Annotated in this window: 11 protein-coding genes; all 11 read right to left on the bottom strand. The window is 41.6% G+C overall.

The window, feature by feature from the left end; genetic code table 11:
* Positions 1-631: 631 nt before the first annotated feature.
* The 11 genes from HHL17_RS08665 to HHL17_RS08615 are packed head-to-tail and all read right to left on the bottom strand — an operon-like array spanning position 632 to position 12,894.
* Positions 632-1,792 (bottom strand): glycosyltransferase family 4 protein, encoded by a 1,161-nt coding sequence (locus HHL17_RS08665; protein ID WP_169224340.1) that lies wholly within the window; start codon positions 1,790-1,792, stop codon positions 632-634.
* A gap of 36 nt (positions 1,793-1,828) precedes the next feature.
* Positions 1,829-3,010 carry a glycosyltransferase family 4 protein gene (locus HHL17_RS08660; protein WP_169224339.1) on the bottom strand — a complete coding sequence of 394 codons (1,182 nt, stop codon included), beginning with the start codon at positions 3,008-3,010 and terminating at the stop codon, positions 1,829-1,831.
* Complete coding sequence (locus tag HHL17_RS08655) at positions 3,007-3,930, bottom strand: glycosyltransferase family A protein (protein WP_169224338.1); 924 nt, start codon at positions 3,928-3,930, stop codon at positions 3,007-3,009. The genes HHL17_RS08660 and HHL17_RS08655 overlap by 4 nt, the downstream gene beginning before the upstream one ends.
* The gene (locus HHL17_RS08650) at positions 3,927-5,111 is read right to left on the bottom strand and encodes an O-antigen ligase family protein (RefSeq protein WP_169224337.1); all 1,185 of its coding nucleotides are present in this window, start codon (positions 5,109-5,111) and stop codon (positions 3,927-3,929) included. Before HHL17_RS08650 ends, HHL17_RS08655 begins: the two co-directional genes overlap by 4 nt.
* Positions 5,104-6,192: a glycosyltransferase family 4 protein gene (locus tag HHL17_RS08645; RefSeq protein WP_169224336.1), complete on the bottom strand. Its 1,089-nt coding sequence runs from the start codon at positions 6,190-6,192 to the stop codon at positions 5,104-5,106. The genes HHL17_RS08650 and HHL17_RS08645 overlap by 8 nt, the downstream gene beginning before the upstream one ends.
* Positions 6,192-7,316, bottom strand: coding sequence for a glycosyltransferase family 4 protein (locus HHL17_RS08640; RefSeq protein WP_169224335.1), 1,125 nt, complete (start codon positions 7,314-7,316; stop codon positions 6,192-6,194). Before HHL17_RS08640 ends, HHL17_RS08645 begins: the two co-directional genes overlap by 1 nt.
* Before the next feature lie 23 nt (positions 7,317-7,339).
* Positions 7,340-8,296, bottom strand: coding sequence for an acyltransferase family protein (locus tag HHL17_RS08635; protein WP_169224334.1), 957 nt, complete (start codon positions 8,294-8,296; stop codon positions 7,340-7,342).
* Entirely contained in the window at positions 8,293-9,567 is a 1,275-nt protein-coding gene (locus HHL17_RS08630) for a glycosyltransferase family 4 protein (RefSeq protein ID WP_169224333.1), read from the bottom strand. The genes HHL17_RS08635 and HHL17_RS08630 overlap by 4 nt, the downstream gene beginning before the upstream one ends.
* A 14-nt stretch (positions 9,568-9,581) precedes the next feature.
* Complete coding sequence (locus HHL17_RS08625) at positions 9,582-10,490, bottom strand: FkbM family methyltransferase (RefSeq protein ID WP_169224332.1); 909 nt, start codon at positions 10,488-10,490, stop codon at positions 9,582-9,584.
* Complete coding sequence (locus HHL17_RS08620; RefSeq protein ID WP_169224331.1) at positions 10,487-11,353, bottom strand: polysaccharide pyruvyl transferase family protein; 867 nt, start codon at positions 11,351-11,353, stop codon at positions 10,487-10,489. Before HHL17_RS08620 ends, HHL17_RS08625 begins: the two co-directional genes overlap by 4 nt.
* On the bottom strand, positions 11,341-12,894 hold the full coding sequence (locus HHL17_RS08615; RefSeq protein WP_169224330.1) for a lipopolysaccharide biosynthesis protein: 1,554 nt from the start codon (positions 12,892-12,894) through the stop codon (positions 11,341-11,343). Before HHL17_RS08615 ends, HHL17_RS08620 begins: the two co-directional genes overlap by 13 nt.
* Positions 12,895-12,972 lie beyond the last annotated feature (78 nt).

The following is a 12,972-nucleotide window of genomic DNA, read 5'->3' as shown; positions in this document are numbered from 1 at the left end:
ATATATCGGCGGTAATATTCTTTGTGGTTGGCCGGCATCGTTACTTTCGTCAATGCACTGCGTCAGGAAAAATTGTCGGAAACTCATACCATTTAGTATTACCTGGAAGCTGCGACCTGATGTCAATCCTGAACACATAACTTTAAAAAAATGCCGCTTCAACATCGCTCAAGCCCATGCCTGTTTATATCTTAATTAATGAATCCTATTAGATAACAATTAGTCCATCCTAATGTACAATCTCTACTTTGTTCAAAATAAAATGCTTACTTCATGGTGAAAACAAACAACCTGAAAGTACCAAATCATATCCCAGCAGGCGTCTATCTCATAAAGATCAACACTATTACAGGAGAAAAACTGACTGGGAAAATTATAATACAAAAATAGGCCGCCAAACGGAGTGTTATATCCAGAGACGTCCTAATTTTGCTTAAATCCTGGACAAACAAGTTCGAAATTAGTCCCCGATAGCCCGCAAAAAGGGGAAATCAACGAAGCATAGTTGATTTCCCCTTTTTTCATTCTCCTTACTATTATAATTTAATTAATTGCCGGATCAAGGGATCAAGTTAAAAAGGATCAAGTTGAAAACTTGGGGGATTAGGCACAAAGCTTATATTAGTCAATTTTATTTCAGTAAACTTGTAAAAAGTGAATTCCATTGTTGATATACAACTGTTGACTCATAAAATGCTGTAAATTTGGCAAACGATTTTCTTCCATAATACCAAGTTAAGTGTGGGTTATTCCAAAGTATTGTAATCTTAGCTTCTAAATCATTAATATCTCCAGGAGTAAATAAATATCCGATTGCCTCGTCCCCACTCCCCACAATATCATGAAATCCTGCATGATTTGGGGCTATTATTGGTTTACCCCAGGAAATTGCTTCTAGCAAACTGAGTGGAAATCCTTCATAAACCCTGCTTGGTACAATCAGAAACCTGGCGTTTCTATAAAAATCGGCCATTTCCTGTTTGTCCAAAAATCCTCTAAAAACAACATTGGCAGGTATCGGAACGGGGTGAAGATGTGCCTCCATCTTTTGACCTGCTAAACAAAATGATATCTCAGGATGCTTCCTGGCTATATCTATTAACATATCCCAACCTTTCTCGTAGCTAAAACGGCCCGAATAGGCCACATAGTTACCTGTTGCCGGCTCATAAGGTCCAGGGGTATTAATGCTATTAGGTATTACGGCTATTTTTTCTTCATCAAAACCCGCCTGTATCAATTTACTTTTCTGAAAAGAGGTCAGACAAATATACCTGTCAACATTCTGATGATAGGCTCTCCATTTACGGGCTACGTAGCCGCGCAAGGCATAAGCGACGGACTTCAACCTGCTGCCTTCGCAGTTAAAACGTATACAGCCCCATTCATTCTTATGCTCCAGGCAATGCTCGCAAGGTTTACCATCACGCATAAACAGTCCGGTAGGGCATATCAACCTGTAATTATGAACGGTCATTACCACCGGTATTTTTGCTGCTTTACATTCAAAGAGTGCTGCCGGAGAAATAAACGGATAGAGGTTATGTATATTAATAACATCAGGACAGAACCGCTTTAATTCTTTACGTAGCTCATGTACTCCCTGATAGGAATAGATCCCGGAAAAAAAAACCTTAACCTGACCGGTCAGGCTTTCCCGCAATCCAGCGGTCGTTCTGCGGAAGAAACCCACCTCATGTCCATTATTTTGGAGCATTTGTCCCATCTGGTCTACCACGGCTTCTTCGCCGCTATATTTCCCATATTCGTTATGGATAATCAGCACCTTCATAGGCAAGTTATTTTTAAGTCATGTCAATAGATGTATCTATATTGGTCTGTATCTCCCTTTCCAACAATTCAATACAAATGTTTCCATTAAAGAAGGATGCCTTTTTTTATTGGTAGCAGCGAAATAAATTGCGGCAATGGCATTCTTAACAAAGAAGTCAATACCCCATGTTTGAATTTTTTGCTGAGCGGAAATACCCATTGCAAGAATATCTATTTCTTTCATGTAAGTAATTTTATCCAACAAGGCGGCTAACCTGCTGGCTTCACCAATTGAAAAAGTATAACCATTCACCCCATCCTCTATCAGAGATCCGGCACAACCACATCTGTTACTAACCAGCACCGGCAAGCCCGCAGCCATAGCCTCATTAACTACCAATCCCCATGTTTCATAGCAACTGGGCAATATAAAACACCGGGCATGTTGGTAATATTGCCGCAATCTCTCCGGTGTAACAAAAGATAACAGATACACACCTTTTAGCGACCTGTCAGAGATGAACTTTTCTAACTGCGTTCTTTGCGGACCATCTCCCACTATTACCAGTGGGAGAAAATTCCCATCATTGGCAAGTTGATACTGATGATAGGCTTCAAGTAACAAAAGAAAATTCTTGGCCGGAATGTGCCGACCTACAGTCAACAAATATCTATCAGGTAAATGCGCAGGAGGTAAAGTAGCTATGCTCCAATAATCATTGTCCACAACATCTACTCCATAATACACCTGTTCCGGCTTAAACCGCCACCGTTTGAAAGTTGCATTCCAATCGGGTGCCGGACAAACAACGGCTTCTACATGTTTATAGAAAATTTGCTTGATATAATTAACAAGTTTATTTCGGGGAACATCCTCCCATTTTGCGTCATCAAAAATCACAACCGCTTTATGGCGCTCCTTTGACCACCTGACAGCGGTAGCCCCGGCAGGAAAGGCTATAGCACCCGCTAATACCACATCAGGCATTATTTGATCCAGCTGTTTATACAAATTGTTACTAACCACTCGTGGTGAGATATCCTCCATTCTCTTCTCAGGAAAAATACAAATCCAATCAGTCGATTCTATTCTACTATCTATTAAATCATAATTTCCACCACCTGCAAGCTCAATAACGATCAGTTCATCACCTCGCTCTTTCAAGGCTCGTTGCAGTGCTTTAATACGTGCAGGCCAGTATAACCTGAAAGAAGTATGAGTAATAACAATCTTCATTTAATCACTTTGAAGGGGAAAAGTATCAGGAACAAAAAAAACCAGGTTTTTCCATTGAAGGGATACTGAGCGATTGATTTCCTCCATTCCGCTATAGCATGCGTACGCATACCACGAGCCAGGTAAATATGGGTCCGCATTTTATACCAAAGCCCGGCATATTTCTTTAAACCTGGAGTGTCTTTATGAAGTTGATACAAAGCTATCAACTCTTTTCCTACCACATCTTCTGTTTCCGGAATCCGATGCTGTTGATCAGCATTAAAAGAATGTGAATCTTTTAAAAAGACTGCTGCAATACTGGTACTATAGGCAATATAATTCGCCAAAGCTAGTCTGGCCCAGGTAAGCAAATCCTCGCCTACCTTTACTCCCATTGGAAAACCTCCTATCCCCAGGAGCGCACTTTTACGGATAACCACAGAAATACTCGATAGCGGTGGATCTGAACAAGCGGCTACTTCAAAGTAATTATCAAGAAGACCATCGGGGCTATCAAATGGTAATTTATTCAATTTAACAGGCCTGATTTTGGTTACACTCCATTTCATTTCATAACCTGTCCCACAAATATTACAAGCAGGATACTTTAAAATTAAGCCATACTGTATGGCCAGATATTCCGGTTTCCATAGATCATCAGCATCCAGAAAAGCCACCCACTCTGTTTCACATAAATGAATACCTTTATTACGGGCTGCGGCTACCCCCTGGTTGTCTTGCCGGACCAGTAAGACGCGTTCGGCAAAGACAGTATTCCTCGCAAGATAATGCTGCACTATTTCCAGGCTACCATCTGTTGACCCATCGTCTATAATTATTACCCGATAATCTGTAAATACCTGCTGCTGCACACTTTGCAATGTAGCTGCAATCTGATGCACTTTATTATATAATGGAATAACAACCGTAAAAGTCATACCAAAACTGTTTTAAGATGATCCCGCTGGTAAGAAAGTCGTGCAAAAGCAATCCCGATCAGGCAAAAATGAAAATTGCCAAAATAGGTAGCATACTTCAGTGCGTTGTCGGTAAACATAAAACCAATCCAGGATAGAAAAACAGTTAACGCTGCATAATAGATGACCGCCGTATAAGCATCTGTCACATCTTGCCTGCACCGGTATAATAACCAGAACTGCATTAAAAATCCAAATAGCAAGCAACACAATCCCACCCTGCCACTATTATACAGTACTGCTATGTAGTCATTGTGGAGTTCTTTAAGTTTGTAATTATTATCCATCAGCATCCAAAGATCGGCTCTGGACCCTGAGCCCCACCAGGGATGATCACTTATTCCCTTTTCAGCAAGACTCCAGATTTTTGAACGTCCATTCGTATTAAAATTTCCATTATCGGCAGATAATTGTTCCAGATCACCTTTTCCAGAAAAAAAGGTCTTTTTCTGGAAAGAAGCGGAAAAGAATACCATCAATCCAGTGCATAAAGCCACCATCCCAATTAGCAGCCGATTGGCTGCTGTCCGGTTTGCAAAGTGAAAAGCAGCAATCACTAACATCATCAAAATGCCCATACGACTCACTGTCAATAACGGAAATAATAAAATGACAGAAAATAACCATGCGGACTTCCTGTTTCGATATACCCAGAAATCACTCAATAGCAGCGCTCCAAATATGACCAATGTCATGATAGTACTCGATCCCATGGAGGATGCGGATATTTTAGCCACAAATAATCCCATCATCAGGAAAATAAAGAGCATAAACACACTCATCCATTTTTTCAGTTTCAGTAAAACTTCATCTGTATATATATAGGTAGAGGCAGCCACTCCGGTAACCGGAAACACCATGTACTGCAAAGTTGCCTGAAGCCCATAAAAACTTCTGTCGAAAAACCATTGGACAGTGATGTAGATAAACCAGGGCAGCCAAACCCAAACGGGCATGGTAACAGCACCAGGGTGCAAACTGATACGGATAACACCCACCAGTAGTATTATTGTCCAGGAAAATCCTCCCCAGTTTAAGCCCATTATCTGCGCAGGAATAAACGACTGCATACCGATCACATATGGTATCACAGCGGTAATAAATATCCATCTATAATATGTCAGCGGTGAATTGTTATTCATGCAATACTGTATAAAAAAGTTCTTCCCAATGAGGCATTATTTTGTCTGCCCGATATTTGGATGCCATCTGAATGGCCTTCGCTCCCAGGTCCTCTCTTAACGTCCTTGATGCCATCAGCCTCATCAATGCTGCTGCAAACATGGCCACATCCTGTTGAGGCACCAATAATCCGTTTACCTCATCGGTTATAATTTCTCCCGGACCACATTCACAATCAAAAGCCACACAAGGCACACCACATTCCATCGCTTCTATCAGCACAAGACCAAAACCATCACTTCTGGAAGGAAAGGCGCAAATAGCGCTTTGCAGAAATTCGCGTCTTACATCCTGCGTTGGTGGCTGTAATGCAACTGTTTCCGTTAATCCATACTCTTTTATTTTCCCTGCCAGCAGCGCCTCATCCTGACCTTCACCGAAAATAGCAAGCTCCCAGTCAGGGTAGTCCAATACCACCAAACGCCAGGCATCTATCAGGAGGTCAAAACCCTTTACGGCCATAAGTCGACCAATAGCGATGACCCTTTTAACAGTGAGATTTGATTTTTCCGGTGAAGTAAAAGGGAGCGGGTTAGGAATAACTGCAATATTGGACTGATCACGCCAAAGTTTTTTATCTGCATTTGTTAACAATACCAGCCGGTCATAATGCCGTGAAAACCTTCGTTCCTGTTGTTGAATGAGCCAAACATATACTAACCGAAGTTTACGGAACCTTAAGTTCTTAATACCACGCACCAGGTGAAGAAGATAATTTCTTGTAAAATGAAACTCCAGAATTTTACGGCTCCCATCATTTATCTTATAAAGAAAGCGATGCTCTTTGCCGTACATGCTAACAGTGATAGCAGGCTTCAAGGAAAAAAGCAGGCTGGTGAGTTTTTGCCGGTACGGTTCATGCACCTGGTGCACTGTTATTTTCGGCGACAGCGGATAAAAAGCCGCTCCCGGCTCTCCTGAACAGATGGCAATATGTACCTGATAACCGGCGTTTTCAGCCAGGTAATTTGCTTTTGTAGTGAGCACACGTTGCATACCTCCCGGTACATCAAGTGCAAAAATGCAGTACAATATTTTCATTATACATGTTCCATATAAAAGTTCAAATATGCCTTTGCTGTTATATCCCAGTTAAAGCCAGCAGCATGATTGTGCAATACTTTGCTGTTAAAAACAACTTTCTCGTTCATAATAGCTGCCATGGCCGCGGCAATATCCTTTTTATCGGTTATGTCTACATACGTGCCGTATTCCCTTGCCACTTCCTTTAATGCCGTATTGCTGCCTATAATCACCGGTGTACCACAAGCCATCGATTCCAGGGGTACAAACCCAAACCCCTCATACCGGGAAAGATAAAGTGTGGCAATGGCTGCTGAGTAAAGACTCCTTAACATTTGATCATCCACCGCAGGTAACAAAAGGATTCTGCCAGCAGAAAACTCTGGTGCAAACTCCTCCAGCAACCATACCGGTGCGTCTTTCCATACCAATACCAGCTTGGCGCACGTCGCTGTTTGTTGATACAAATACCGGTAGGCATGCAGGATCATTGGAGTATTTTTTCTGCCAACGCCACAAGAAACGCTTAAGAAATAAGGACCCTTCACACCCATAGCCGATAATTTGTAATCAGCATTTTGCCCGGCTTCAGGGAAAAAAGTATCTGTATTTATTCCCCATGGTATCATCACTATTTTTTCGGGTGGCACATTCAGGTTATGTATAATATCCGTTTTTGAAGCCTCAGAACAAGTTACAATAGCCTTGCAAGCATGTGCCAGCCAGGTTTGCTTCTCCCGTTGTTCCATTAAACCATTTGCATTATCTGTATCCTTAAAACAAAAAGTGTCATGTATAGTAACAATTGTACGTTCCGGGAAACGGACTGTTTCATAATTATGCGGTACATGTAACAGGTCATATCGTGATAAATACTCCCGGATACCAGTGTAGCATACCAGGTCGCGCAGGCGCTGGTTTCCAGGTAAAGGAATGTGCCATAGCTTTAGATGTCGATAGTCTTCTCTTGCGTTCAGCTTACTCCGTACATATTGCGCATACAACTGTAATTCAATAGGATCAATGGGTGTGATACGCCCGAATGCTCTAATCAACTCAAGAGTAGACCTCCCTATTCCCGGAAGATAGTTTTGTCCACGCTTTAGTGTACACGAATTGATATCAATCAGGATTCTATGCATCTATATACTCGTTGATTTGAAAACTAAACTGCCAATAAATGCCTGCATGGCATGGCTACAAGTAAAGTCAATATCAGACAGCAAAAAGCCAGGCATATATTATAAAGTGTCGGAATGTTGTGGGTAAGAACCGAGGCAACCGGCCTGGCGAATTCCAACAAGGGAAAATGTAATCCGAATATCAATAAGGATTGCATCCCAAGATACCTCAATGGCTTCCATAAAAAAAAGGTTGTGGGTAGACTGTATGCCAGGACTATAACCAGCAGGGAACCACTCAACGCCGTAATAAAGTATGGAAAAAAAGATCCGGCAATAATATTTGACCTTATATCAACTCCATTTCTGAAAAACTGGCCAACTAAAAAAACTACAAACAGTATAGATGTCGGTAAAATGTACCGCCGTTGATATGATAAAAGAAATCCGGAGATTTTAAGCTGGTAACCTGCGTAATAAAAGATGAGCATTGAAAAAGCCGAATCCAGGAATAAGGGAAGCCTTAGTTTATACCGGGATAAATAGTAACCCAATATGGTGGCAAGAATTACTAACAGTAAACGATAGACTTCTTTCCGTATCGTCTTAGATACCACGTATGTCAGGACCGTCACTTCAAACAAAGCAAGTAAAAACCAGGTAGGAGTATCCATGGAAGGATAAACCAAAGGAATAACGGCGTGGGCCTCAAACAATCCTGCCCGGCCAGTTACACTCAGCAAAACTGCATAAAAAATATATCCATAGTAGAAAAAAAAGAAGTAAGGCACTATTAATGTCAGGAATTTTCGTTGCAGTATTTTTTTAAACAGTTGTTCCGGATTCCAAAAGTATCCTGACAGCATAAAGAATAAAGGCATATGGAAGGAGTAAATGATACTGGTTTGTACACCTGCGTGCCCCAGTACCACCAGCAGGATGCCTACTCCCCTGGCCACATCCATGGATGTGTCTCTGTATGTAGCATACGCTTTCATCATCGTTCGCTTATGACCTCAAATACTTCTTTATACAAGGTATTAACATGATTCTCAATGTTAATCACATTATGAGCTGTTTGTTTACTTATCCTGTTTATTACCTCCGGATGATGGCATAGAAACTCCATCTTGCTCTTTAATGCGGCTATATCATTAGGAGGTACCAACCAACCATTTATATCTGATGTAATCTGCATCTCCGCACCGCCGCAACGACTGGCCAGTACCGGTTTTCCCAAACTGAGCGCCTCGGCGATAGCCAGCCCATACACTTCCAGACCGATGGCTGGATGCACCATTACATGAAAATCTGCCATTAAGACTGGCAATTGTTCCTGTTTTATATGACCATACCAGTAAATACGCTTATCCTTCCGATATCTCCGTTTAAGCCGGTTCATATATCCAACAGCTGTTTTCCTTCGCTCACTGCCTATCATGTGCAATTCACAATCACTTTTTATTAATGAGAATGCAGCCAATAAGACATGTATTCCTTTACTATAACAGATTCTCCCGGTGTAAAAAAATTTCAGGGGTCTTTGAGCTGGCGCCGGAAAGCTTTTCGAAGACATTACAATTCCTAAAGGAAGAATCTTTAATTGCTGCTGTGGTAGTCCATTGCGTAGCATAACCTCAGCTATTGCCTCTGAAGAGGCCATAACATATGTCGATTTCGATGCAATAGTAGCCCACATACTCATTTTATCCGAAATAGATAAAGCAGCCTGACCGTAAGACGTAATAAAAGGTATAAATGGCCGGTGCTGCAGCAATTTCCCAATCCGGAGCTGAAAGGGAACAGGTATCCTCTTTAAGATCGGCCAAACATAGTCCCCGCCCCGGATATCATGCAACACGCAGCGTAAACAGTTTTGATATTCCACTTTACATGAACATATTTCATCGCGGTAGTTCAACAGCGTACCTACCGGACATAAAATACCACCATGGTGGACAGTAACTACAGCAGGAATATTTAATTCTGCAGCAATAGCCACCATCATTGCTTTTTCAAAATGAATATGTATCAGATCCGGAGCTATTTCCTGTATAATAGTCTTTATCCTTTGCTGATCACTGGCCTCGACCTCATAAAATGGGACTCCTTTGTAATTAAGCGCTATATCTGCCGTGCAATGCGCCACAAAAGAAATAATGGCAATATCGCGTTCCTGATGGATCATTTCATTTGCGAGGTTGTTCAAATAAACCTGACCACCACCATAGGTATCCTTAAAATTGCCATTGGCTGTTAGTAAGACTTTCATAAAGCGCTTATTTATTAAATCACCGCTGCATATAACTTGTGCCTCATCTGGACAATTGTGTAAGCAGGATTTGCTTCATGAATGATTTTCGCCATTACCTGTGGATCATCAGGATAGTGATACGTACATAGCGACAGCTTAGGGGCAAAAGTCCTGAGTGTTTCACGTGCGCCTTTTAATAAATTCCTTTCGTAACCCTCTATATCAGCTTTAATAAAATCTATTTTGCTTAATCCGTGAGTGCCGACAAAATCATCCAGTGTGGTTAAACTAACCTCGTCCTTTTGTTCTCTTTCCCCATTACCTGTAATCCTGTAAGCCGCGCTGTTACCGATATCGTATAAGGTCATACCGGCAGTACCAGCTTTATCTGACAGTCCCTGCTGAACCGGAATAATCCGGTCATGCCCCATTAGCCTGCTGGTCTTCTTCAACTGGCGGAAATTGGATACCTCAGGCTCAAAAGCATATACCTTAGCTCCATAAAAAGCCGCAAGGGATGAAAAATCACCGACCCAGGCACCAGCATCTATTACTACATCTCCATCCTTAATAGTAATATTAAACGGACCATCTTCATACAAATAGGAGCCTTCCGCTAAAAGCAGGTCCAGCTTATCAACCAGCTTCTTTTTATGATTATCGTAATACAAACAATGAATCAATAGCGTATCCTGGAAGATACGCTGCAATAATAGCTTGTCTGCCTCGCTATCAGCTGCAAGTAAAACTCCTTTGAAATCAAAATGATCTCCTCTAAAATACAGTTCATTAAAATGCGTTAGTGCAAACTCCAGTTTGTTATAAAAGGTTCGGGCATTGTAATAATCAAGCGCAAAGCTGACCAGGGAAGTTCGCCTGGACCATAACAAAGGTAACGTTCTGGATTTGCGACCGGTAATTTTTTCAATCAGTGTTTTCATACAACGGATTTTAGCTTAAAATATTCGCAGGTTTCTTTCAAAGTGTCATACAATGCCCTTTTAATAGGTACTACCGCATGAGTTTTGGTTGTTGCTCTACCGATAAGATCCTCTATATCTTCGCCTCCATTTACCTCTACACATACATGTTCAAGACCAAGTGCTGAATAATAATCCTTGTATTTATAATCAGGATCAACGGTGCCCAGTGGCATAGTTTCCCGGATAACAAACCGCAGGCTTGGAATATCAAAAGAATCTGCTATCACCAGCCCATGGAGGGAAGATGCCACAATCGACTCACAGCTTTTTATCCGGGAGATAATCTGCCTTGGACTACCTAAAGGATGGATAAACAGCACATCCTTTCCAAAGCGCTCCTTCCACATCTTCATATAGCGGTGACCGTAATCAATAAAATGCGGTACCACACCCATCCGGTATTTCTTTCTGACTGTTTCCGGAAAAATATAGGACATGATCAAACCTGTATCCCCATATAAAACATGGTCTGTATTTTTTGACCGGAAATTATTCCATGTCAATTTCCCTCTTACACCCAGCACCCGCGCAGCAGGGAAATTTAAAGGCACATCTGCTGCACCCGTTCCCAGAATAATGCCGGTATAATTCTCAGGCACCCATTGCAATAAGGAACCAGCCAATATCATATCCGACTTTACCTGCTGACAATATACTGGTGTCAGCCCAAAATGCTTTAATATATCCGGACTTAAACAATCACCAAAGTTATTAAGTCCCCTACCCCAATGCACAAAGATCAAATTACCCCGCACCCTGCCCCGGAGGATACCAGGCAACTTAACCAGGAAGTAATAGGCTATTTCCTTTATTCTTTCCATAAACCCCGTTTGTTGAAATAAAGAATTACGCGCTGTATGAGATCCCTGCTACCCTTCAGGGTATAAAAAAAGGTCCCTAACAGTAAACTATACGCCGTTACCAACGCCATTGCATAAAATATCCAGCGGCTTAAACTGGTGGCCGGGTCCGGCAATTGGAGCAAATACAACAGATAGCTGCCAAGCCACCATGACAACCCTATAAGCACCAGGTATTTTATCGTTTCTTTCCAATAATTCCATACCGGTTGGCTGAAGCCCTTTCTAAAAAGATAGATGGGCTTCCAGATACACCCAATAAGCAACATACTGGCAATAGAACCAAGCAATACCCCTTCAATACCATAGCGGTAGCCCAGTCCGATGGAAATGGTGATGTTCATCAGAGCCTCCGTGACCGGCGCCATAGTATCTGCGAACAAACCATACGCCTGTAAAAAATTGATCGCCGGCCCCCTCACCTGCATTAGAAAAATATTGCATAATATTAAAAACAAAACCCTTTTTTTCAGTAAATAACCCGTGCCTATCCATAGAACAATAAAAGGTTCAATGAGATGATAAACAGAGAATACAAAAACCGCTGAACTGAAATACCGTAGTGCAACTATTTCCCAAAAAACCCGTATTGTTTTAGGCAGATGATTTTCCGCTACCAGATTTCCAATGCCTGCCTGTATACTTCCCAATGCAGTTAACATAAGCTGGTTGAGTTTCCAGATAATTACCATATAGTTACCATAATACGCCACCATGCTGAGCGATGTGAAGGCATAAATAAACATGTCCCTGGTGGAATAAAGCGTGAAGTCTGATATTTTATGGATAAACAACTGTCTTATCTTTTCTCCTGCCTGTGGATATTGTCTGAATAATTGCGTTCCTTTTTTTGGATCAGTATGCAACCATGGGTATACCTTATTGATCTTCCAGTTTAAAATCAAGCTCAGTAGCACACTAAAGAGCAATTCAACTACTATCCAGGCATACAGGCTTCCGAAGTAAAAAGCAATAGCCATCTGTAGCAGCACTTTTGCAATTCCCGCAGTCTGGAAATATGCTGTCACCACATAATTCCTCTGATCTGCCATGAGCAGTATTTCCCGGTAATTAATAAAGTACCCTATTAAAGAAGAAATAAGAAAAGCATAATAGGCCGTAAAGATGACACCCAATGGAATTGCTTCCTTTGAAAAGAACAGTGGCAGAAAGGCCGACAGCAATATTCCAGCCGCCAATACTACATAGCCAATACGGCGGCAAAGCCCCCCCATCAGCGATACTATTTCTGCTATCTGTTGATGATTCCGCTCAAATAAGGGTTTATATAACATAAAGCCGATGGCAGCACCTACGCCCATTTCCGCCAGGTTCAAAAAGCCAAGCAAGTTGCTTACTGTACCAGTTAATCCGAGGAAATCAGCACCTAAGTAGTGCAGAAAGATGCTCCGCGAAAAAAAGGAAAGCAGCAGTGTAAGCAGGTAGAATACAAGGCTAACCCTTGCATTCAACAGACTTTTATGTATTCTGGATGTTTCCATTATTACTCCGTTCCCTCTTGTTTTATAATCACTGCACGGTTCACATACGGTGGTTTGTGATCAGTTGATCCGGATTCA

Source organism: Chitinophaga fulva (assembly GCF_012927205.1).
In the GTDB taxonomy this organism is placed as follows: Bacteria; Bacteroidota; Bacteroidia; order Chitinophagales; family Chitinophagaceae; genus Chitinophaga; species Chitinophaga fulva.
This window is presented reverse-complemented; position numbering and strand designations above follow the sequence as displayed.

What these genes read in the sequence shown, in the direction of transcription:
- HHL17_RS08665 (WP_169224340.1), bottom strand. Translation starts at nt 1,792, where the DNA reads ATGAAGGTGCTGATTATCCATAACGAATATGGGAAATATAGCGGCGAA.
- HHL17_RS08660 (WP_169224339.1), bottom strand. Translation starts at nt 3,010, where the DNA reads ATGAAGATTGTTATTACTCATACTTCTTTCAGGTTATACTGGCCTGCA.
- HHL17_RS08655 (WP_169224338.1), bottom strand. Translation starts at nt 3,930, where the DNA reads ATGACTTTTACGGTTGTTATTCCATTATATAATAAAGTGCATCAGATT.
- HHL17_RS08650 (WP_169224337.1), bottom strand. Translation starts at nt 5,111, where the DNA reads ATGAATAACAATTCACCGCTGACATATTATAGATGGATATTTATTACC.
- HHL17_RS08645 (WP_169224336.1), bottom strand. Translation starts at nt 6,192, where the DNA reads ATGAAAATATTGTACTGCATTTTTGCACTTGATGTACCGGGAGGTATG.
- HHL17_RS08640 (WP_169224335.1), bottom strand. Translation starts at nt 7,316, where the DNA reads ATGCATAGAATCCTGATTGATATCAATTCGTGTACACTAAAGCGTGGA.
- HHL17_RS08635 (WP_169224334.1), bottom strand. Translation starts at nt 8,296, where the DNA reads ATGATGAAAGCGTATGCTACATACAGAGACACATCCATGGATGTGGCC.
- HHL17_RS08630 (WP_169224333.1), bottom strand. Translation starts at nt 9,567, where the DNA reads ATGAAAGTCTTACTAACAGCCAATGGCAATTTTAAGGATACCTATGGT.
- HHL17_RS08625 (WP_169224332.1), bottom strand. Translation starts at nt 10,490, where the DNA reads ATGAAAACACTGATTGAAAAAATTACCGGTCGCAAATCCAGAACGTTA.
- HHL17_RS08620 (WP_169224331.1), bottom strand. Translation starts at nt 11,353, where the DNA reads ATGGAAAGAATAAAGGAAATAGCCTATTACTTCCTGGTTAAGTTGCCT.
- HHL17_RS08615 (WP_169224330.1), bottom strand. Translation starts at nt 12,894, where the DNA reads ATGGAAACATCCAGAATACATAAAAGTCTGTTGAATGCAAGGGTTAGC.